We start from the raw sequence: 22,265 nt of genomic DNA, 5'->3' as shown, positions 1-22,265 counted from the left end.
AGGTAATAAAGTGACAAATTATAAATGGCATACGATTCCGATCAATGAAATACAAACAATGTTTCAAGTTGATAAAGAGAAAGGATTATCTTCAAAATCAGCTGAAAAACTTTTACAAGAATATGGAGCCAATCAATTGGAACAGGGAGAAGTAATCTCACCATTAACGATCTTTTTGAATCAATTTAAAGATTTTATGGTGCTTGTTCTCTTAGTAGCTACATTAATATCAGGTTTATTGGGCGAATATACAGATGCGATCACGATTATTGCGATAGTCATTATTAATGCGATTTTAGGTTTTATTCAAGAATATAGAGCTGAACGCTCTTTACAAGCATTAAAAGAGATGACGGCACCTAATGCAAAGGTTGTTAGGGATGGTAAGTTAACGATAATACCGGCATTGGAGGTCGTACCTGGAGATATTGTTTACTTAGAAACTGGGGATAGAGTTCCAGCAGATGTACGACTCTTTGAAAGTCACGATTTATACATTGAAGAGTCAGTTTTAACTGGAGAATCTGTTCCAGTGAATAAAATAATCGATACGATTACTTATGAAAATATCCCACTAGGGGACCAGAAAAACATGGCTTTTATGGGTACATTAATAACCCGTGGGGTTGGATATGGGATTGTGGTTGCAACAGGTATGAATACAGAAATGGGGAAAATAGCTGATTTAATCCAAACAACAGAAGAAATGGAAACTCCGCTTCAAAGAAAATTAGATCAATTGGGTAAAATACTAGTTATTTTGTCAATTGCGCTGACGGTTTTAGTCGTTGTTACAGGTATTTGGCATGGACATAATGCTTACGATATGTTTTTAGCTGGTGTAAGTTTAGCTGTGGCAGCAATTCCTGAAGGTCTTCCAGCTATAGTTACTGTTGCATTAGCATTAGGTGTTCAAAGAATGATCAAAAGAAATGCTATTGTCAGGAAGTTACCTTCAGTTGAAACTTTAGGGTGTTCAACGGTTATTTGCTCTGATAAAACAGGAACCTTAACGCAAAATAAAATGACAGTAACCAATTTATGGATAGGTGGTAAAGAAATTAATGTTTCAGGAAGAGGATATGAACCAAAGGGTAATTTTTATATTGGTTCTAAAGAAATAAACCCGGGGCGGGTGGCATCAATAGCAAAATTATTAGAAGTTGGTGTTCTTTGTAATAATGCAAATTTAATAGAAGCGGAAGAAGAAAAGGGTTTTTTCAAAAAAAATAAGAAGAGTTGGATGGTGCAAGGGGATCCTACAGAAGGAGCATTAATTGTCCTGGGTGCTAAAGGTAATTATAACAAGAAGAGTCTAGAAAAGAACTGGAAACGAATAAAAGAGTTTCCCTTTGATTCCTCTAGAAAGATGATGTCAACAATTGTTCAAAAGCAAAATAAACAGATGGTTGCGGTTAAAGGAGCGCCAGATGTATTATTGGAGCATTGCACATCAATCATTTGGGATGAAAAAATAGTTCCTTTAACACCAGTTTTTAAAAAATATGTAAAAAAAGCAATTGAGAAAATGGCGAATCAAGCACTCAGGAACTTAGGATTTGCTTATAAAGAGATAAAAAATGGTAAAATTGTTACTGAACGAGAAGCTGAGAGGGATCTAATCTTTATCGGCATAGCAGGAATGATCGATCCACCTAGAGAAGAAGTTAAGGAAGCGATTCAAAAATGTAAGCGTGCTGGGATTAAAACCGTAATGATTACGGGTGATCATCAAATTACTGCTATGGCAATCGCCAAACAGCTTCAGATACTTCCACCTAATGGATTGACAGTAAATGGACAGGATTTATATAATATGTCTAATAATGAATTTATGCAAAAAGTTGATGATATCTACGTTTATGCCCGTGTATCTCCTGAACACAAACTAAGAATCGTAAAAGCACTTCAAGCTAAAGATCATGTTGTTGCAATGACTGGAGATGGTGTAAATGATGCACCAGCCATCAAGGCAGCTGATATTGGTATATCGATGGGAATAACCGGTACCGATGTTTCTAAAGAAGCTTCATCTTTAGTGTTAAGTGATGATAATTTTGCTACAATCGTGGCAGCAATTGAGGAAGGTCGAGGGATATACGAAAATATTAGAAAATTTATCCGATATTTATTGGCTTCTAATGTAGGTGAAATATTGACTATGTTTTTAGCGATGCTAGCTGGGTTACCTTTACCTTTAGTTCCTATCCAAATACTTTGGGTGAATTTAGTGACCGATGGTTTGCCCGCTATGGCTTTAGGAATAGATCCAGTTGAAGAGGATATTATGAATCGACCTCCTAGGGATAGCAAAGAGGGTATTTTTGCTAGGGGTTTAGGGTGGAAGATTATTAGTCGAGGAATCGTAATAGGATTAGTTACATTAGGAGTTTTTATTATAACCTTAAATAATGAACCTAATAATTTAGTCAAAGCACAAACAATGGCATTTACCACTTTGGTGTTAGCGCAACTAATCCATGTTTTTGATTGTCGTAGTGATATTTCAGTTTTTCATCGTAATTTTTTTGAAAATAAATATTTAATATTAGCTGTTTTTTCGTCACTACTATTATTGATAGGAGTAATATATATAGATCAATTACAACCTATTTTTAGGACAGTGGAATTAAATGCCTTTGATTGGTTATTGACAATTTTTGCTGGTTCAATACCAACTTTTGCATTTGGTATACGAACTTTACTAACTACGCGGAAAAAAATAAATAAACTAGTAAGTGATAGCTGATTGTAATGAAAGGATTTGGAATAATGGAATTTACAAAAATGCATGGTTTAGGAAATGACTTCGTAGTCGTTCCCCACTTAAAGGATGTCCCGAAAAAGGTAAATCAACTGGCGATAGATATTTGTGATCGTCATTTCGGAGTGGGGGCTGATGGGTTAGTATTCATATTGCCGTCAGATTCTGCAGATGTTAGGATGAGAATATTTAATGCCGATGGTTCTGAGGCCGAACAATGCGGTAATGCAATTCGCTGTGTTGCCAAATATGTCTATGATCATGATATCGTCAAAAAAGAACAGCTTAGGATTGAAACATTAGCTGGAATTCAATTTGTAAAATTACATATTGAATCAAATGAAGATATTGTCTCCAAAGTTGAAGTGGATATGGGAGAACCGATATTAAGTGGTGAATTAATTCCAACGACTTTTGAAGACGACTTGATAGTGGATAAGACGTTAGAGATTGATGGCGTGAAGTTTAAATTCACAGGTGTTTCCATGGGCAACCCCCATGCTGTAATTTTTGTCGATGATGCTATTAATTTTGATGTGGAAAAATGGGGACCTAAAATCGAAACCCATCCACTTTTCCCTAAAAAAACCAATGTGGAATTTGTTACTGTAAAATCGGATACTGAATTAGATATGCGAGTTTGGGAACGGGGAGTTGGACAGACTTTAGCCTGTGGAACAGGTGCTTGTGCAACTGGAGTTGCCTCTGTGTTAACAGGGAATACCTCTAGAGATGTAACCGTTCATCTAAAAGGTGGGGACTTAAGAATAGTTTGGAATGAGAAAGATAATAAGGTTTATATGACGGGAGAAGCTAAAGAAGTATTTACAGGTAAATGGCTAGGTGTGTAATATAAAGAAACTAAATATGCTAATTATTTTGCTAATTGTTTGAGGAGGTTAATTTCATGGAAGAAAATTATATTCAACAACTATTTGCTGAAAGGATTGGTGGTAACAAATTTGGCAAAGATACTGCAATTTATAAGTTTGAAAAAATAAAACGGGCAAAAACTGAAGCTAAAAGAAATTATCCTGATGTGGAATTGTTAGATTTTGGAGTAGGCGAACCAGATCAAATGGCTGATCCAAGTGTTATTGAAACTCTATATGAAGCGGCAAAAAAACCTGAGAATCGGGGATATGCTGATAATGGTGGTAGAGAATTAAAAGTTGTTGCTTCTGACTATCTAAAAAACGTTTTTGGGGTAGATAATGTTGATCCAGATACGGAAATAGTTCATGTAATAGGAGCTAAATCAGCCCTATCAATGTTACCTAGTGCTTTTATCAATCCCGGTGATATTACTATAATGACAGTACCAGGATATCCTATATTGGGTACACATACAAAGTGGCTTGGCGGTGATGTGGTTAATTTACCACTGTTAAAAGAAAATAACTTCTTACCTGATTTAGATTCCATTGACAAAGAAACACTTAAAAGAGCAAAATTATTATATTTAAACTATCCTAATAATCCTACCGGAGCTAGTGCTACGAGAGATTTTTTCGAGAAAGTTGTTAAATTTGCTAAAGAAAATGATATTATCGTGATTCATGATGCAGCTTATGCAGCTTTAACTTTTGATGGTGTTAAGCCGTTAAGTTTTCTTTCAATTCCTGGGGCTAAAGAAGTTGGAATTGAGATTCATTCTTTATCTAAGTCATACAATATGACTGGATGGAGAATTGGTTTTGTGGCAGGAAATGAATTGATCGTTAAGGCTTTTGCAACTGTTAAGGATAACAATGATTCAGGACAGTTCCTTGCTATCCAAGAGGCGGCAATCTATGCACTTAAACATCCCGAAATCACTGAGAAAACTGCGGAAAAATATTCTAGACGTCATAATTTATTAATGAAAACTTTGAATGAATTAGGTTTTAATGCAACAAAGCCTAAAGGTTCATTTTTTATGTACGTGGAAATCCCAAAAGGTATTAAAAATGGACAAAGATTTAATACCGCAGAAGAGTTCTCTCAATATTTGATCAAAGAAAAATTGATCTCCACGGTTCCTTGGGACGATGCAGGGCATTATGTGCGTTTTTCAGTAACATTTGTAGCTAAAGATGAAGAAGATGAAATTAGGGTAATGAATGAGATTAAGCAACGTTTATCGTCAGTAGAATTTGAATTCTAACCGTTCTACTTAGCTTTATAATGTTTTGAAAACTAACTTTAAATGGTTAGTTTTCTTGGCGTTTGGGATCTATAGTTTCCTCTTTTTGATGATAAGTCCTAAGCTGTATTTTGTAACCCCTATACAAAATACAATTCTTAGACTTGTACCAAATGATAAAATTGATTAGAATAGGTACATGGATGTGATAAATAATGATTAAAAGTATGACCGGTTATGGTAGAGCTCAATCTGATTTTCAAGGAACAAAGATTACTGTAGAAATTCGTGCAGTAAATCATAGATATCATGAAATAATGTTTAAGATGTCAAAGGATTTAATTCCTCTAGAAGATTTAATGAAAAAGAAGCTGCAATCATATGTTAAACGGGGAAGAATAGATGTTTTTATCACTATTGATAATGAGGAGAACCCAAATCAACAGCTTAAGGTTGATTGGGATTTAATGGATCAATACATAGAAATAGTACAAGAATTAAATGAACGTATCAATGTTGAGAGTCGGTTAGATTTAAAAGATTTGTTGGCTATCCCGGAATTGATTCACGTAGGACAAGACATCCTAGATTTAGAAGTCTTAGCTCCAACGCTTATTGATACTTTAGATATTGCCTGCAAAAATCTTACAGAAATGCGGATGAATGAAGGAATTCATTTATATAATGATCTAACATCACGTATTGGTAACCTTACAAGCTTATTGGATAAGATGCAGGAAACAGCCCCACAAGTTGTAGAAGAGTATCGGAAGAAACTTGTTGCTAGGATAACAGAATGGTTAGATGGTGTTGTGGAGATTGATGAAGCTCGGTTGTTGAATGAGGTAGCATTCTTTACTGATAAAGCTAACATTGATGAGGAAATTACTAGATTAAAGAGTCATTTTAATCAATTTTTATCTATATTAAGTCAAGATGAACCAGTAGGAAGAAAACTGGACTTTTTAATTCAAGAGATGAATCGGGAAATTAATACTATCGGTTCCAAGGCAAATAACTTAGTCTTGAGTCAATTAGTAGTTGAAATGAAAAGTGAATTGGAAAAAATGAGAGAACAGGTGCAAAATGTTGAATAATATCCGGGAGAATTAACGGAGGAAACTTTTTTTAGTCATTGGGAGGTAAAAAATGTCTATTAAACTTATTAATATTGGGTTTGGAAATATCGTTTCAGCTAACCGAATTATTTCAATCGTTAGTCCTGAATCAGCTCCAATTAAGAGGATTATACAGGAAGCCAGAGAAAGAAGGATGTTGATTGATGCTACTTACGGTAGAAGAACTCGGGCAGTAATTATAACTGATAGTGATCATGTGATATTATCAGCGGTTCAACCGGAAACTGTAGCTCATCGTTTAGTTGAAAAAGATGAAATTGGGGAAGATTAGATCTAGGAGTGTAATTTATGTTTAAACAAAAAGGTTTGTTAATTGTGCTATCAGGCCCATCTGGAGTAGGAAAAGGTACTGTGTGCTCATATCTTAGAGAAAAACAAAAAGATATAATCTATTCTGTGTCTGCAACAACTAGAAAGCCTCGTGTAGGAGAGGTTGACGGGGTTAATTATTTTTTTAAAACAAAAGATGAGTTTGAGGAAATGATAAAAAAAGATCAACTTCTTGAATGGGCAGAATATTGTGGGAATTACTATGGTACGCCTCGAACATTTGTTGAGGAAACCCTTGAAGAAGGAAAAGATATTATTTTGGAAATAGAAGTACAAGGTGCTTTAAAAGTCAAGGAAAAATATCCTGAGGGCATTTTCGTATTCTTAATCCCTCCATCTTTCGCGGAATTAAAAAATCGCATTTTTTATCGGGGAACAGAGACTGAGGATATTATTAAAAGTAGAATGAGTATTGCCAAAGATGAGTTGCAAATGATGAAGTACTATGATTATGCGGTTGTTAATGATGAGGTACCTAATGCTGTGAAAAGAATCCAATCTATTATTGAAGCTGAACGTCTTCGAAAGGATCGCATTTTACCATACTATGAACAGTGGTTAAAGGAGGAATTGTAATGTTATATCCATCAATCGATAAATTATTAGAAAAAGTAGATAGCAAATACTCATTAGTAGTTGCGACTGCAAGAAGGACTCGTGATTTAAAGAACGGAGATACTTTGTTGATTGACGCTCCAAAGTCTAAGAAATATGTCGGTATGGCATTAGAAGAAATTTTTTCCGACAGACTAATTCTTGAGAATAAATAAGCAATCAAAATAACAACCCTCTTGGTTGTTATTTTTTTCTAGGGAGTGAGGACTTTGAAAGGTAAAAATATAATTCTTGGAATAACAGGTGGTATCGCTGCTTATAAAGCTGCTTCGATTGCCAGTGCCTTAACTAAAAAGGGTGTTAATGTTCAAGTTATAATGACAGAATCAGCTACTAAAATTATTCCGCCATTAACATTGCAAGTTCTTTCTAAAAACCATGTTTATGTAGATACTTTTGATGAAACTAACCCTAATGTCGTGGCCCATATAAATATAGCTGATAATGCTGATTTAGTACTTATAGCACCCGCAACTGCTAATTTTATTGCTAAAGCTGCCCATGGGATAGCTGATGATATGTTATCGACAATTCTTTTGGCTGTAACATCACCAATAATTATGGCTCCAGCGATGAACGTTAATATGTATAATCATCAAACTGTTCAAGAAAATATCAAGCTATTGAAATCAAGAGGAGTACATATAATTGAGCCAGTAGAAGGTTATTTAGCTGAAGGTTATTCAGGTAAAGGTAGGTTTCCTGAACCTGATGATATAGTCCAAATGGTTGAGGAGTTTTTTAATAATCGTAATGATTTTGAAGGTAAAAAATTTCTTATTACTGCTGGAGCTACTAGAGAACCTGTTGATCCTGTTCGTTTTTTTACCAATCGTTCTACAGGTAAGATGGGATATGCTTTAGCTGAGGCAGCCATTAAACGTGGCGGAGAAGTTATTTTAATTTCAGGAAAAACCAATTTAAATCCTCCTGCGGGAGTAAAATTAATTTCAGTTGAAACAGCAGAAGAGATGTATCATGCAGTGATGAATAATTTAAGTGACGCAGATATAATCATCAAGGCAGCGGCAGTGGCAGACTATCGTCCTAAAACAGTATATCAAGAAAAATTTAAGAAACAAGAAGGCCCTTGGATCATTGAGATGGAACGAACTACGGATATTGCCTTAGAAGTTGGCAAAAGAAAGAATGAAAATCAATTTTTCATCGGGTTTAGTGCAGAAACAAGTGATTTGATTATTAATGCTAAACGTAAACTTGAAAAGAAAAACATGGATATGATTGTTGCCAATAATGTTTTAACAGAAGGTGCTGGCTTTGAACAAGATACAAATGTTATAACATTGATTACTAAATCAGGTAAAGAAATCTCATATCCAAAATTGAGTAAAAAAGAATTGGCTGATCGTATTTTATCAACAGTCAAATCTCAATTGGAAGGAAAAGAGAGATAGTGTATGCGAAAGTAGTAATAGATATCCCAGATATGAGACATCATGGTTTTGATTATCTGGTTCCAGATTCATTATTACCAACTTTAAAGAAAGGTTGTCGTGTGATCGTTCCTCTTGGGTCGAGGGTTACTCAGGGTTTTGTAATAGAAATTAAGTCTACAACAAGAGTAAAAAACGTTAAGCCCATTAAGGAAAATCTAGATATAATACCATCTTTGACTGAAGAATTAATTCAATTGGGAAGTTGGATGAGTAATTACTATTCAAGCCATCTTTTTAGGGTTTTACAAATGTTGATTCCCACTGCTTTGAAGACCAAAATGGAACAATATATTTTAGTTAATGATGAGATAGAAAAAGACAATATTTCCTTGAAAGAGTTGGAAATAATAGAATGGGTTGCTAAAAATCAGCCAATAAAACAATCGATACTAATCGATCATTTCTCTAACGAAAAACATTTGATTCAACAAATGTTACAATTTGGGCTATTAGAGCTAAAGAGAGATTTTGTTGATAAAGGGACTAGCAAAAAGATAAGTTTTCTCAAGTTAAAATTATCTAATGAACATTTGTTATTAGAAATAGCTGAACTGTCGAAACAGGCTAGAAAACAAAGGGAAGTTTTGGAATATTTTTTATTTAATCAAATAAATGAAGTATCCCTCTCCACTTTAATGTCAAAGTTAAATATTAATCGCTCAACAATCCAATCTTTGGTGAAAAAAGGGTATTTAGAAGTGATAAAAAAAGAAACAGCTAGGGATCCATATAAAGATAGAAATTTTCAAGATAAAAGAGTTACCTTAACTGTTGAACAGGAGCAAGTATTAAGGAAAATAGTTTCCTCTTTTAATGGTGAGGAGATAAAGCCATTCTTGTTACATGGGGTAACAGGTAGTGGTAAAACCGAAATCTACCTTCAATCAATTGAGGAAGTATTAAAAGAAGGAAAAGATTCGATCGTTCTTGTACCTGAAATATCATTAACTTCTCAAATGGTTGAAAGATTTAAGGGGCGTTTTGGTTCATTAGTTGCTGTGATTCATAGTCGTTTATCCCAAGGAGAAAAACTTGATGAATGGCGAAGAATACAACGTGGTGATGCTAAGATTATTATCGGTGCTAGATCGGCAATTTTTGCTCCAGTTAGGAATCTCGGATTGATCATAATTGATGAAGAGCATGAAAGTTCCTATAAACAAGAAGAAAATCCCAAATATCATGTTAGGGAAGTTGCCAAATGGCGGGCTAGTTATCATAATGCGGTCTTAGTACTAGGAAGTGCTACACCTTCGATGGAATCTTATTTCAATGCCCAAAATAACCAGTATTATCTGTTGGAATTGCCCAATCGTATTTTAGGTAGAAAAATGCCTAAAATAGAGTTAGTTGATATGAGGGATGAATTAAGAGTCGGTAATCGTTCGATGTTTAGTCAAACCTTACAAGAAAAAATAGACGATCGTTTAAATAAACAAGAACAAATCGTTCTATTCCTCAATCGGCGGGGTTATTCCACCTTTGTTATGTGTCGATCTTGCGGATATGTTATGAAGTGCCCTCATTGTGAAATATCACTTACCTATCATCATACAAATAGAGTTTTGAGGTGTCACTATTGTGGATATACTGTATCTGATCCCCAAAATTGTCCTGAATGCGGAAGCAAACATATTAGGTATTTCGGAACAGGCACACAAAAGGTTGAAGAGGAATTAGTAAAAAGATTTCCCGGTGTAAGAGTTATCAGGATGGATGTGGACACTACAAGCAAAAAAGGAGCTCATGATAAATTATTAGCTTCCTTTAGAAAGCATGAAGCAGACATTTTGTTGGGAACACAAATGATCGCCAAGGGGTTAGACTTTGAAAAAGTAACATTAGTAGGAGTGATTGCTGCAGATACTTTGTTAAGACTTCCTGATTTTAGAGCAGCCGAGAGGACATTTCAATTACTAACTCAAGTAAGTGGCAGGGCTGGAAGACACCATCTGTCTGGAGATGTAGTAATTCAAACCTATACACCTGAACACTATAGTATTCAATATGCCAGCAATCATGATTTTCAATCCTTTTATAAACAAGAGCTGAAGCAGAGAAAGATGATGGATTATCCACCTTTTAGAAAGTTAATTGTTGTTCATTTCAGCCATCAACAATTGCCGAATGTTATGAAAGCTAGTCAACTTTTCGTAAAAGAGTTAAATAGGCTTGTTTCCAGAGACGTAGAAATTTTGGGTCCGGTTACGTCACCTATCTCAAGGATAAAAGATAGAAATAGGTTCCAATGCATGATAAAATATAATGATGAATCATCAACTTTAAATAAGGTTAATCAAACAATTAGTCTATTGATTGAAGGATTAAAGGATCGTAACTTATTAATAAGTGTAGATGTAGATCCTTATGTGTTAATGTAAAGGAGGCGTATAATAATGGCGATTCGTGTCATTATTAAAGATACTGACCCATTGTTAAGGGAAATTTCTAAACCTGTAAAAGAGATTACTCCAAGGATTCACAAATTACTAGACGACATGGCTGAAACGATGTATGATGCAGAAGGAGTAGGATTAGCTGCTCCCCAAATTTCTATATTAAAAAGGGTAGTTGTAATAGATGTAGGGGAAGGTTTAATTGAATTAATTAACCCTGAAATAATAGAAAAGGATGGAGAACAGGTTGGACCGGAAGGTTGTCTAAGTGTGCCTGGTGTTTTAGGCAGGGTTAAACGTGCTGAACGTGTTAAAGTGAAAGCACTTGATCGCAATGGACAAGAATTTGTGATCGAAGGTGAAGGGCTTCTAGCACGGGCATTACAACATGAGATAGATCATTTAGATGGCATATTATTTACGGATTTAGCTGAAGAATATTACGATCGTGATGATATGAATATGTAATGCTTTTTTAATAGTACATTTGCAATAGAATATCAGTACTATGATGACGCTATGGCAGGTAGATGCTATAGCGTTAATTATGGAATTAAATATCCTAAATATACAGGGAGTGGTATTAATGCGTATAGTTTTTATGGGTACACCAGATTTTGCAGTGCCATGTTTACAAAGTATTGTTGATTCAGGCTATGAAGTAGTTGGTGTAGTTACTCAACCTGACAAACCAAAGGGTCGTAAACAGGTTATTACAAAGTCTCCAGTAAAAATATTAGCAGAAAAATTAGGCATTGAAATTTATCAACCTGGGAAAATTAAGCATCAAGAAGCTATTGAACGGATTTTAGCTTGGAAACCAGATATTATAGTTACTGCTGCATATGGTCAAATTATACCTGTAGAGCTTCTGGAAACCCCAAAATATAAGGCAATCAATGTTCATGCTTCCCTATTACCAAAATATCGTGGGGCAGCTCCTATTCATCAGAGTATTATTCAGGGAGAAAAGGAAACTGGAATAACAATTATGTATATGGTTAAGGAATTAGATGCAGGAGATATCTTATCTCAAGTTAAAGTCCCAATCGAAAAAGATGATACTGTTGGAAGTTTGCACGATAAATTAAGTATTGCTGGTTCAAAACTTTTAATTGAGACATTAAAAGCGATTGAGAAAGGTGAAGTTACACCACTGCCACAGGATGATAATTTGGCCACATATGCACCGATGTTAAAGAGGGAAGACGAACTAATCGACTGGAACAAAACAAGTGAACAAATTTTCAATCAAATTAGAGGTTTAAATCCTTGGCCAGTAGCTTTTACATATTTAAATAATGAAGTGTTTAAGATTTGGTGGGCTGATATGCTATCCATCAATCATGATCAAGAGCCAGGAACAGTTCTTCAAATTGAAAAAAATAAATTGATTATTGCTACTAAAGATGGTGGTTTAAGTTTGAAAGAAGTGCAACCTGCGGGTAAGAGAAAGATGGACATAGTTTCCTATTTACAAGGTGCAAAAATTTCTATCGGCGAAAAATTAGGTGAATTTAATGAAGAAAATTAAGACTGCAAGAGAGTTAGCTTTAGAGGTTTTAACGAAAATAGATAAAGAAAAGTCTTATAGTAATCTACAATTGAATCAGTCTTTACAAAAGATAAAATTATCTAGAACAGATATTAATTTTGCTACTGAAATGATTTATGGTACGATTCAACATCTCAATACAATTGATTGGATAATACAGATGTATCTTAAGACAAAAATAAGCAAGTTAGATGTTTGGGTTAGAAATCTGTTACGTCTAAGTATCTATCAAATATGGTACCTAGATCGGATTCCACCCCATGCTGCTGTAAACGAAGCGGTTAATATCGCAAAAAAGTGGGGACATAAAGGTATTTCTGGCATGGTAAATGGTGTCTTAAGAAACATTCTAAGGAATAAAGAAGAGATAAGAATACCAGATGATCTACCAACAGCCAAAAGAATCGCCCTAGAGTATTCACATCCAGAATGGTTGGTTGAATTATATATCGATAATTTTGGCATTGAGGAAACGATAGATATTTGCAGGGTTAATAATCTAGCTCCATATCACTCGATAAGAGTGAATACCTTAAAAACAACTAAAGATGAAATGATCAAAATTTTAAAGAATGAACTTGGTGAAGGAGTAGAAATTAACCCATCACTTTTGTCAGAACAGGGGATTAGAATTAAAGGTGGAGGAAATTTAGCTCATACTAAGTGGTATAAAGAGGGATTATTTTCAGTTCAAGATGAAAGTTCAATGTTAGTGGCAGAAGTCTTAGCACCAAAACCAAATATGGTAGTGTTAGATGCAACAGCTGCACCTGGAGGGAAAACGACACATATTGCTGAAAAAATGCAAAACAAGGGCAGAATTATCGCTTCTGACTTACATAAACATAAGATCAAATTAATTAATGAGCATCAAGAAAGATTAGGAATCGATATAATCGAAACAATTCAGTCAGACGCTAGAGAATTAAATAATCATTATCGACAGATATTTGATCGAATATTGTTAGACGTGCCCTGTTCTGGATTAGGTGTCATTCGCAGAAAACCCGATCTTAAATGGGTAAAAGCAGAAAAAGATATAAAAGATTTAGTACAGGTACAAGAAGAAATCCTTGAAGAAGTTGCACCTTTGTTAAAATCAGGTGGGGTATTGGTTTATAGTACCTGTACATTGGTTAGAGAGGAAAATCAGGAGATGGTGAAAAAATTTATCGAAAAACATCCTGAATTTCAATTTGATCACTCTTTGCCCTCATTTTTACCCGATATAGTTAATGAAAAGATAGATGCAAGTTCAGGCATGATCCAAATTTTGCCTCAACATTTTAATACTGATGGATTTTTTATTAGTCGTCTAATCAAAAAAATGTAAAAAATATCTAATTTTCTTAATAAATTTTAAGGAATTTTATTTTTTATATGATAAAATTAGTGGTGATTAACAATGAACAAGAGAAATATTTACGATCTTACAATTGAAGATTGGAGCACTTGGTTGAAAGAAAACGGTGAACCAACGTATCGAGCAAAGCAAATTTTTGATTGGTTATACGTCAAAAGAATCAGTTCGATTGATGAGATGACCAACTTATCTAAAGAACTTCGTAATAAATTAGATCAAAGTTTTGAATTTCAAGTTTTACGTATTATTGATCAACATATTTCTAGTGATGGAACAATAAAGTTTTTATTTCAACTATTAGATGGACACGCCATTGAAACAGTTATTATGAGACATGGTTATGGTAATAGTGTTTGTGTGTCTACTCAAGTTGGCTGCAGGATGGGGTGTACGTTTTGTGCTTCGACTATAGGAGGCGTTGCTAGGAATTTAACGGCTGGAGAAATAGTTGCACAAGTATTGGAATCACAAAAAATATTAGATAAAGAAAATGATAGGGTAAGTAGTGTAGTGGTTATGGGTTCAGGTGAACCTTTTGACAATTATGACGAAACAATAAAATTTATCAGGATAATTAACGATGAAAAAGGATTAAACATTGGACAAAGACATATTTCCTTATCAACAAGTGGTATTGTACCTAAAATATTTGAATTTGCTGATTTAAAATGGCAAGTTGTTTTGGCGATTTCTCTACATGCTCCAAATGATGAATTAAGGTCAAAAATTATGCCCATCAATAAAAAATATTCATTATCAGAATTAATGGACGCATGTCGCTATTATGTGAATACTACTAATAGAAGAGTTACTTTTGAATATTCTTTAATGGGAAATGTGAATGATCAAGATGTACATGCTGAAGAATTGGCAAGATTAATTAAGGATATTAAATGTCACGTAAATTTAATACCGGTAAATTATGTTTCAGAAAGAGATTTTGTTAGAACGTCCAAAAAGCAAATATACAATTTTAAGAGTATTTTAGAAAGACATAACATCAATGTGACCATAAGGAGAGAACAAGGTGGAGATATTGAAGCAGCATGTGGTCAATTAAGGGCTAAACATATAAATAATGAATTTAAATTATGAGGTGAGGGGCTTGCAAGCTGCGGTTCGAACTGACGTAGGAAAAGTAAGGGCTATTAACGAGGACTATATATTTGTTAGTGATCCTTATCCAAATGGATTGCTTGTCGCCATTGTGGCTGATGGTATGGGGGGACATCAAGCTGGAGAGATCGCTAGTAAGACAGCAGTTGAAGTTATATATCATGAGATTCACCAAATTATGAGTAACAATTTATCGATAGAAGGGTATCAACTTGCTTTAGAAAAAGCGATACATAAGGCTAATGGAGAAGTATATAAACAATCTTTAAATAATGATGGTTATAGAGGCATGGGTACGACTATTCTTGCTTCGATTATTAGTCCAGAATGGATCATTTTAGGACATATTGGTGATAGCAGAGCTTACTTAGTTGATGATAATAATATTCGTCAATTAACAGAGGATCATTCATTGGTTAATGAACTTGTAAAGGAAGGGCAACTAACCCAAGAAGAAGCGATGACGCATCCTAAGAAAAATATTTTGACCAGAGCTTTAGGTACGGAGGAAAAAGTTAAAGTTGATATTTGTCTAATCCATTGGGAAAAGGATCAGACCCTTTTGTTATGTTCTGATGGTTTAACAAATCATGTTTCGGACGAGAAGATATTTGAAGTTTTGAATCAAAAAGATGTGTCAATAGAGAATAAAACTGATTACTTGTTATCCTTAGCTATTGATGCAGGTGGAGAAGATAATATTTCCATAATATTGGTTTGCCACTAATATTAGATTAGAAAAGAGGTGAACTCTTTGATAGGTACTATTCTAGGCCATAGATACAAACTTTTGGAAAAGATTGGCGGAGGAGGGATGGCTGACGTTTATCGAGCTTTAGATCAAATACTACTCCGTGAAGTAGCAGTTAAGATATTACGTCAGCAGTACGCCCATGATAATGAATTTATTAAAAGATTCCAAAGAGAAGCCCATGCTGCTGCAAGTTTGTCCCATAAAAATGTAGTTGCTATTTATGATGTAGGTGAAGAGAAAGATAAAGATATCCACTACATTGTTATGGAATATGTTGAGGGTTTCACATTAAAAGATTTAATTCGTAAAAAAGGACGTTTACCGGTAAAAGAAGCTTTAGATATTGCCGAAAAAATCTGTTCAGCCTTAGATCACGCACACCAAAATCATATAGTTCATCGTGATATAAAACCCCATAATATTTTGATCGGTTATCACGGTGAGGTAAAAGTTACCGATTTCGGAATTGCTAGGGCTGTTTCTGAGGCAACTATTACCCATACTAGTTCAGTGTTAGGTTCTGTTCACTATCTCTCTCCAGAGCAGGCAAGGGGTGGATGGACAGATGAGAAGACGGATCTTTATTCACTTGGAATAGTACTGTACGAAATGGTTACAGGGAAATTACCTTTTTCAGGAGATAGTCCCATTTCTGTTGCTCTAAAACATCTGCAAGAAGATTTTATTTATCCAAAGGAAATTGATCCCAATATTCCACAAAGTGTAGAAAATATCATCTTAAAAGCTTTAGTGAAAGACCCAACAAAGCGTTATTCTTCAGCTAAGGAAATGCTTATTGATTTACAAACCGCTCTAAATCTTGATAGAGTAAACGAACCTCAATTTCAGGTTGACGAAGATGATTTGATAGATGATCAAGAAACGATGATTATTCCAGCATTAAAAGAAATTGATGATAATGAACATACTACCTTTAGTAAGCATTCTAGGAGAGAGAGAAAACGAAGTATCTTAAGTAAACTTACAATCGTTTTTATCGTTATTTCATTTATTTTGTTAGGCGTATACGGATTTCAAAGTATTGTGGATAAATTTATTGTGCCTGAAGTAAAAGTACCAGCCCTTGAATTGAAAAACAAAGATGATGCGGTGAAGATTTTAAATGATTTAAATCTAAATTATCAGATTGTAGAACGTTTTGACTCAAATGTAGAAAAAGGACTTGTGATAAAACAAGAGCCATCACAAGGTAGTGTTATTAAGGTGAATCAAGAGGTTACATTATTTGTTAGTTTAGGAAAAGAAAAAGTGGCAATGCCAAATCTAATAAATAAACAGAGAAATACTGCTTCTTTTATTTTACAACAACAAGGATTCACTAATGTAGAAATTATTGATGCATATAGTGATAAAGCTCCTAGCGGTGAGGTTTTCAGACAGGAACCATTACCAGAAGAATTAGTGATTCCCGATGAAACAAAAATATTGTTATTTATTAGTAAAGGAAAAGAGAAGTTTGAAATGCCTAACCTAATCGGCCTAACTGAATCTGAAGCTAGAGCTATTTTATTAAAATATGATTTAGAGATTGGTGAAATAAAAAAAGACTTTACTTTTGAACAGGATAAGGGAAAGGTATATCGACAATTTCCTTTTGATCCCGGACGTGAGGTAACAATAGGTGATAAAGTAGATCTGTATATTAGTCTGGGATATCCTCAAGATGCTAAATCGATCTACAGTGATATTCTAGTTCCTTTAAACGGAGATCAACAAGCGGAGATTACGATAGTTATAAGAGATTCTAGGGAAAGAGACATTGTTTGGAAAAAAGAAAACGTAACGGGCTCTAAATTTTATGACCAAATAGAGTTGATCTTACTGCCAGGTCATAAAGGTACGATTAGTGTCTATAAAGACGGAAAACTTTATCTCAAAAAAACAGTAGATTATTACTAAAGACATGGAGGTAATTTATGCCTGAAGGGCAAATCATTCGTGCGTTAAGTAGTTTTTATTACGTAAAATCAGAAAATAATATATGGGAGTGCAAAGCTAGAGGTGTCTTTAAAAAGCGTAAACTAACCCCAGTTGTAGGAGACTATGTTGTTTTTGAAAAGGTTGATGATAATAAAGGTTTAATCACGGAAATTAAGCCGAGAAAAAACGAATTAATTAGACCACAGATAAGTAATGTTGACCAGGCAATATTAGTTTTTTCTGCTAAAGAACCAAATTTCAGTTCATTGTTATTAGATAGGTTTTTGGTACTTGTTGAACAAGCAAATATCAAACCAATTATTTGCATCACAAAATTGGACTTGGTTGAAGATATGGATGAACTAAATTCAAAATTAAAAGTGTATGAAGATATAGGTTACCAAGTAATAAGAACAAGTAAATTGGGTGTGGGAATAACCGAAATTAAAGAGGTGTTAAAGGGGAAGGTTTCCGTTTTTTCAGGACAATCTGGCGTAGGAAAATCAACACTTTTAAATACTATCTCACCAGAATTATATCTAGAAACCGCGAATATCAGTCAAAAGCTTGGTCGGGGTAAGCATACTACAAGAGTTGTTCAATTAATTACGCTCCCAAGTGGGGGGACAGTAGCTGATACACCTGGATTCAGCTCATTAGACTTTCATGGTATAAATTCTAAGGAATTGGATAAATATTTTATTGAGATTGCCGAATTGTCTACCCAATGTCGATTCAGAGGATGTTTACATTTAAGTGAACCAGGATGTGCTGTAAAAGAAGCTGTAGAAGAAGGCCAAATTAACAAAGAACGTTATGAGCATTATTTGGAATTTTTAAAAGAAATTGTGGAGCTTGAAGAAAGAAAATGGAGGTAATTATTCGTGATAAAAGTAGCACCATCGATCCTATCAGCTGATTTTTCAAGATTGGGAGAGGAAATAGCTTCAGTAGAAAAAGGCGGAGCCGATTTAATTCATGTAGATGTTATGGATGGTCATTTTGTACCCAATATTACAATTGGGCCATTAGTAGTTGAATCGATTAAGCCGATTACTAAATTACCATTAGATGTCCATTTAATGATTGATACTCCTGAAAGATATATAGAGAATTTCGTAAAAAGTGGAGCCGATATAATTTCTGTTCATGCCGAAGCTACTACTCACTTGCACAGGACTATCCATTTAATAAAAAATTTAGGGGCAAAAGCTAGTGTGGCTATTAATCCGGCAACGTCACTAAACGTGTTAGATTATTTATTAGAGGATTTAGATATGATATTATTAATGACAGTAAATCCTGGATTTGGAGGACAAGCATTTATTCCTGCCACACTTTCAAAAATCAAGAAGTTGAAAGAAATGATCAGGGAAAAAGGACTTGAGATTGATATTGAAGTTGATGGGGGAATAAATAACAAAACCTATCAATCTGTTGTTGAAGCTGGCGCCAATGTCCTTGTTGCTGGTTCATATGTATTTGGAGCAAAAGATCGCCAAATTGCAATTAAAGGATTAAAAGACTAGTATTAATAAATTGCACTCAATGTTTAGCATTGAGTGTTTTTTATAAATGATAAAACATTTTAAATTTTTTGAAAATAAATAGTGACAATATACAAAAATTAACTTAGAATATTAATTATTAAGCAAAGTAACAATTAATGGGTGAAATGTTATGTTTAGTAGAAAAATGTAATTGATATAAAAAGAAAGGAGTGCGTAACATAGGTGGTATAAATCGAATCGTTCTTGTAATAGTAGATAAGGATGTCGAGTATATTGACTTATTTAGAATTTATCTAAGAGAATCGGACTTAGGAGATAAGTTCATCATCAAGGCCTTTTCACAAAAGTCTATGTTAGAAAGGTATTTAAAAACCAATAGAGATATAGATATCTTACTTATAGACCCTGAGTTGGTTCCCGATGAAAGATTAATAACGGGAATAGACGTGATCATCCTCTTAGAAGAATTAGATCATCTCAATGAAGAATCCGCTTTTCCTACCATCCTTAAATATCAACCCCTAAATCAGCTGATTTCTCGAATTTTTTCAATATATCTTGAAAACCACGACAAAGCTAAAAAGAAGTTCTTAGGGAAAAAACGTACGACTGTCCTATCCGTATATTCCGCACTTGGCGGTAGTGGCAAAACTACTTTAGCAGTTAATCTCGTAAAAACATTAACTACGATAGAAAAGAATGTATTTTATCTTAATTTAGAATATCTTGGATCAACAGAATTTTTGTTTTCTTCGAAGAGATCTAATGATTTTGCAAAGCTCCTATATTATCTTAAAACAAATCAAGAGCAATTAGTTTCAAAAATTGAGGCATTAAAAAAATATGATCTGAACCTCAAAGTAGATTATTTTGAGCATTTCTCATATCCAGAAGAGATACAAGAGATGAGTAAAAATGATATAGAAATTTTGATTGACGCATTGGTAAATATAGGTAATTATGATTATATCATTATTGATTTAGATTCATCATTGAACGAGAGGATTATAGGCTCAATGAATAAGAGTAACTACGTACTCTGGCTTTTATTAGATGATATTATCGGGTTGCAAAAAACAACTATATTGTTAAATCAATTAAAAAATACTTTTAACAGTGAATATCAAGATTTTTATCGTAAGATAAGCTTTATCTTAAATAAATTTTTAGGTCAAGATACCAAAAATGATATCACTGACTTTGGATTTCAACTAAATGGTTATCTACCATATATTCCTGATTGGAAAACAATTACAGACGGGCAACAGCTTACAAATCAAAAAGCATATAGTGATCAGGTGCTAAACCTAATTAAAGCTTTAATTTAAAAGCCGAGATAAAGGTGAATATCATGAATATCTTTAGAAAAACTGAAAAATTACGGGATGAGCTTATAATAGATTATTCAACCTACCAGATGTCAATAAAGGAACGTATTTTTTATAGTATCATGGCTGGGATGGTTTTCTTCGTAATTGGTTATATCTTTTACCAAAGTATGATCATATCTTCGATTTTAGCTATTTTTGGTCTGTATTATCAAAAAATACAGCAAAAAAAACTTAGTGAAAAACGGAAACAAGAACTTGTTTTACAATTTAAGCAAGCTCTCTATTCCTTATCATCAGCATTGGTAGCTGGTAAATCAGTGGAGAATGCCTTTAAAGAAGTAGTTAAGGATTTAAGAATGCTTTATCCTGACCCAAACACTTATATAATTCGTGAGTTTGAAATAATTAATCAGCGAGTCCAAAATGGACAAGCTATCGAAAAAGCTGTTGGAGACTTTAGTAATAGGGCAGATATAGAAGATATTACAAATTTTGCTGATGTCTTTATTACAACAAAAAGAACCGGGGGAAATTTGGTAGAAGTAATTCGTAGAACCTCTAATATAATTGGAGATAAACTAGAGATTCAACAGCAAATATCCATATTGATTGCTCAAAAAAAACTAGAAGCACAAATTTTAAGTATTGCTCCTTTTTTAATTGTAGGTCTTATAAGTTATAGTTCTCCAGATTATATGGCACCCTTATATCAACTTGGATTAGGTATTGTTATTATGACTATTTCATTAATCTTGTTAGCATTCTCTTACTGGTTATCTAATAAGATTATGAATATTAAGGTGTGATTAGCGATGTCAGGTAACAACTATAAAGATTTTATCAAAGAGAATGGTGAAGGGTTTCAGTTTTTATTTATGGCACCATTGGCGTTGTATCTAATAGATAGATTTTCTTTAATGAGAAGACTATCGCGACTTACTATTAAAATAAATCAAAAGATGTTGATCCTTTATGGTAACAAAAATGGCCTATTAAAAACAAAAATGTTTCTTTCACAAATCATTTCTTTAGATATATTAATATTATTTCTATCAATTGTTTTTGCATTACTTAATAAAGATATGATGTTAATCTATTTTGGATTGTTTTTAGTAGTCATTATTCCTGAAATATTATCAAAAGAATTGGACAAGCAGATCAGAAAAAAACAAGAAGCAATCGTATTGGAGCTCCCTGAGTTCTTAAACAAGGTAGCTCTATTAGTAAATGCTGGTGAAACATTACATCAAGCAATTATTCGGAGTGTAGAAAGAAAGAAGAATCCAGAAAAGAGTTATTTGTATAAAGAATTACAAATAATGGTTTATCAATTGAAAAATAATTTGCCCTTTAATCAAGCGCTTGAAGAATTAAGTAAAAGATTGGCTGTTCATGAGGTTTCTATCTTTACAACAACAATATTATTAAACTATCGGCGTGGTAGTGATGAGTTAGTTCTAGCATTATCTAAGTTATCTAAAGAGTTATGGGAAAAAAGAATGGTTTTAGCCAGAATACTAGGCGAAAAAGCATCATCAAAACTTGTATTTCCCATGGTTTTAATATTTATAGTCGTATTATTAATTATTGCAACTCCGTCGATCATGCTTTTTTAGTGTAACGATAGGTGTAGTCCATAGAAACCTTTTTTTAAATTTTATAAATAAGGAGGATTTGAATGACGTTATTAAAATATTGGATTTATCGTTTTTGGAGCAAAGAAGAGGGGCTAGGGACGCTAGAAATTCTTTTAATTGTAACAGTGTTAGTAGGCGTAGCCCTTTTGTTTAGAGGAAAAATCTTTGATTGGGTTGAAACATTATTAAATAAATCTGATAGTAATATCTCGAATTTTTAGGAATGGTAGA

Annotated in this window: 21 protein-coding genes; all 21 read left to right on the top strand. The window is 33.7% G+C overall.

The genetic code is table 11. The features are described from left to right. Positions 1 to 10 precede the first annotated feature (10 nt). Complete coding sequence (locus BHF71_RS07655) at positions 11 to 2,749, top strand: calcium-translocating P-type ATPase, SERCA-type (RefSeq protein ID WP_069657070.1); 2,739 nt, start codon at positions 11 to 13, stop codon at positions 2,747 to 2,749. A gap of 23 nt (positions 2,750 to 2,772) precedes the next feature. After that, complete coding sequence (dapF, locus tag BHF71_RS07650; RefSeq protein ID WP_069657069.1) at positions 2,773 to 3,615, top strand: diaminopimelate epimerase; 843 nt, start codon at positions 2,773 to 2,775, stop codon at positions 3,613 to 3,615. Positions 3,616 to 3,671: 56 nt separating this feature from the next. Beyond that, entirely contained in the window at positions 3,672 to 4,910 is a 1,239-nt protein-coding gene (locus BHF71_RS07645; RefSeq protein WP_069657068.1) for an LL-diaminopimelate aminotransferase, read from the top strand. 194 nt (positions 4,911 to 5,104) lie between these two features. Beyond that, positions 5,105 to 5,986 carry a YicC/YloC family endoribonuclease gene (locus BHF71_RS07640; protein ID WP_069657067.1) on the top strand — a complete coding sequence of 294 codons (882 nt, stop codon included), beginning with the start codon at positions 5,105 to 5,107 and terminating at the stop codon, positions 5,984 to 5,986. Positions 5,987 to 6,038: 52 nt separating this feature from the next. Continuing rightward, positions 6,039 to 6,299, top strand: a complete 261-nt coding sequence (gene remA / locus BHF71_RS07635; RefSeq protein ID WP_069657066.1) for an extracellular matrix/biofilm regulator RemA — start codon at positions 6,039 to 6,041, stop codon at positions 6,297 to 6,299. A 17-nt stretch (positions 6,300 to 6,316) separates the two neighbouring features. Continuing rightward, the gene (gmk, locus tag BHF71_RS07630) at positions 6,317 to 6,934 is read left to right on the top strand and encodes a guanylate kinase (protein WP_069657065.1); all 618 of its coding nucleotides are present in this window, start codon (positions 6,317 to 6,319) and stop codon (positions 6,932 to 6,934) included. Beyond that, complete coding sequence (gene rpoZ / locus BHF71_RS07625; protein WP_069657064.1) at positions 6,934 to 7,128, top strand: DNA-directed RNA polymerase subunit omega; 195 nt, start codon at positions 6,934 to 6,936, stop codon at positions 7,126 to 7,128. The genes gmk and rpoZ overlap by 1 nt, the downstream gene beginning before the upstream one ends. 54 nt (positions 7,129 to 7,182) lie before the next feature. Further along, entirely contained in the window at positions 7,183 to 8,388 is a 1,206-nt protein-coding gene (gene coaBC / locus BHF71_RS07620; protein WP_069657063.1) for a bifunctional phosphopantothenoylcysteine decarboxylase/phosphopantothenate--cysteine ligase CoaBC, read from the top strand. Next, positions 8,388 to 10,811 (top strand): primosomal protein N', encoded by a 2,424-nt coding sequence (gene priA / locus BHF71_RS07615; RefSeq protein WP_084024396.1) that lies wholly within the window; start codon positions 8,388 to 8,390, stop codon positions 10,809 to 10,811. The genes coaBC and priA overlap by 1 nt, the downstream gene beginning before the upstream one ends. Positions 10,812 to 10,826: 15 nt before the next feature. Beyond that, positions 10,827 to 11,294 (top strand): peptide deformylase, encoded by a 468-nt coding sequence (def, locus tag BHF71_RS07610; RefSeq protein ID WP_069657062.1) that lies wholly within the window; start codon positions 10,827 to 10,829, stop codon positions 11,292 to 11,294. A 118-nt stretch (positions 11,295 to 11,412) separates the two neighbouring features. Next, positions 11,413 to 12,360, top strand: a complete 948-nt coding sequence (fmt, locus tag BHF71_RS07605; protein WP_069657061.1) for a methionyl-tRNA formyltransferase — start codon at positions 11,413 to 11,415, stop codon at positions 12,358 to 12,360. Beyond that, entirely contained in the window at positions 12,347 to 13,714 is a 1,368-nt protein-coding gene (gene rsmB / locus BHF71_RS07600) for a 16S rRNA (cytosine(967)-C(5))-methyltransferase RsmB (protein WP_069657060.1), read from the top strand. The genes fmt and rsmB overlap by 14 nt, the downstream gene beginning before the upstream one ends. A 72-nt stretch (positions 13,715 to 13,786) precedes the next feature. Beyond that, on the top strand, positions 13,787 to 14,839 hold the full coding sequence (gene rlmN / locus BHF71_RS07595; RefSeq protein WP_069657059.1) for a dual-specificity RNA methyltransferase RlmN: 1,053 nt from the start codon (positions 13,787 to 13,789) through the stop codon (positions 14,837 to 14,839). Positions 14,840 to 14,849: 10 nt separating this feature from the next. Further along, positions 14,850 to 15,587, top strand: coding sequence for a Stp1/IreP family PP2C-type Ser/Thr phosphatase (locus BHF71_RS07590; RefSeq protein ID WP_176717330.1), 738 nt, complete (start codon positions 14,850 to 14,852; stop codon positions 15,585 to 15,587). A gap of 27 nt (positions 15,588 to 15,614) precedes the next feature. Continuing rightward, entirely contained in the window at positions 15,615 to 17,534 is a 1,920-nt protein-coding gene (gene pknB, locus BHF71_RS07585) for a Stk1 family PASTA domain-containing Ser/Thr kinase (protein ID WP_069657057.1), read from the top strand. Positions 17,535 to 17,551: 17 nt separating this feature from the next. After that, positions 17,552 to 18,433: a ribosome small subunit-dependent GTPase A gene (gene rsgA, locus BHF71_RS07580; RefSeq protein ID WP_069657056.1), complete on the top strand. Its 882-nt coding sequence runs from the start codon at positions 17,552 to 17,554 to the stop codon at positions 18,431 to 18,433. A gap of 6 nt (positions 18,434 to 18,439) precedes the next feature. Further along, positions 18,440 to 19,084, top strand: coding sequence for a ribulose-phosphate 3-epimerase (rpe, locus tag BHF71_RS07575; protein WP_069657055.1), 645 nt, complete (start codon positions 18,440 to 18,442; stop codon positions 19,082 to 19,084). Between the two features lie 191 nt (positions 19,085 to 19,275). Further along, the gene (locus BHF71_RS07570) at positions 19,276 to 20,394 is read left to right on the top strand and encodes an AAA family ATPase (protein ID WP_141705353.1); all 1,119 of its coding nucleotides are present in this window, start codon (positions 19,276 to 19,278) and stop codon (positions 20,392 to 20,394) included. Positions 20,395 to 20,417: 23 nt separating this feature from the next. Further along, a complete protein-coding gene (locus BHF71_RS07565) occupies positions 20,418 to 21,203 on the top strand; it encodes a type II secretion system F family protein (RefSeq protein WP_069657053.1) in 786 nt (261 codons plus the stop codon). 6 nt (positions 21,204 to 21,209) lie between these two features. Then, a complete protein-coding gene (locus BHF71_RS07560) occupies positions 21,210 to 22,013 on the top strand; it encodes a type II secretion system F family protein (protein WP_069657052.1) in 804 nt (267 codons plus the stop codon). Between the two features lie 62 nt (positions 22,014 to 22,075). After that, positions 22,076 to 22,255: a Flp1 family type IVb pilin gene (locus BHF71_RS07555; protein ID WP_069657051.1), complete on the top strand. Its 180-nt coding sequence runs from the start codon at positions 22,076 to 22,078 to the stop codon at positions 22,253 to 22,255. The last annotated feature ends 10 nt before the right edge of the window (positions 22,256 to 22,265 follow it).

The sequence above is a fragment of the Vulcanibacillus modesticaldus genome, assembly GCF_001730235.1.
GTDB classification, from domain to species: Bacteria; Bacillota; Bacilli; order Tepidibacillales; family Tepidibacillaceae; genus Vulcanibacillus; species Vulcanibacillus modesticaldus.
This window is presented reverse-complemented; position numbering and strand designations above follow the sequence as displayed.

Bases quoted from the DNA above. Each gene is read 5' to 3' on its own strand.
- rlmN (WP_069657059.1), top strand. From the start codon at position 13,787: ATGAACAAGAGAAATATTTACGATCTTACAATTGAAGATTGGAGCACT.
- rpoZ (WP_069657064.1), top strand. From the start codon at position 6,934: ATGTTATATCCATCAATCGATAAATTATTAGAAAAAGTAGATAGCAAA.
- rsgA (WP_069657056.1), top strand. From the start codon at position 17,552: ATGCCTGAAGGGCAAATCATTCGTGCGTTAAGTAGTTTTTATTACGTA.
- BHF71_RS07555 (WP_069657051.1), top strand. From the start codon at position 22,076: ATGACGTTATTAAAATATTGGATTTATCGTTTTTGGAGCAAAGAAGAG.
- BHF71_RS07645 (WP_069657068.1), top strand. From the start codon at position 3,672: ATGGAAGAAAATTATATTCAACAACTATTTGCTGAAAGGATTGGTGGT.
- BHF71_RS07560 (WP_069657052.1), top strand. From the start codon at position 21,210: ATGTCAGGTAACAACTATAAAGATTTTATCAAAGAGAATGGTGAAGGG.
- def (WP_069657062.1), top strand. From the start codon at position 10,827: ATGGCGATTCGTGTCATTATTAAAGATACTGACCCATTGTTAAGGGAA.
- rsmB (WP_069657060.1), top strand. From the start codon at position 12,347: ATGAAGAAAATTAAGACTGCAAGAGAGTTAGCTTTAGAGGTTTTAACG.
- remA (WP_069657066.1), top strand. From the start codon at position 6,039: ATGTCTATTAAACTTATTAATATTGGGTTTGGAAATATCGTTTCAGCT.
- gmk (WP_069657065.1), top strand. From the start codon at position 6,317: ATGTTTAAACAAAAAGGTTTGTTAATTGTGCTATCAGGCCCATCTGGA.
- dapF (WP_069657069.1), top strand. From the start codon at position 2,773: ATGGAATTTACAAAAATGCATGGTTTAGGAAATGACTTCGTAGTCGTT.
- BHF71_RS07565 (WP_069657053.1), top strand. From the start codon at position 20,418: ATGAATATCTTTAGAAAAACTGAAAAATTACGGGATGAGCTTATAATA.
- BHF71_RS07640 (WP_069657067.1), top strand. From the start codon at position 5,105: ATGATTAAAAGTATGACCGGTTATGGTAGAGCTCAATCTGATTTTCAA.
- fmt (WP_069657061.1), top strand. From the start codon at position 11,413: ATGCGTATAGTTTTTATGGGTACACCAGATTTTGCAGTGCCATGTTTA.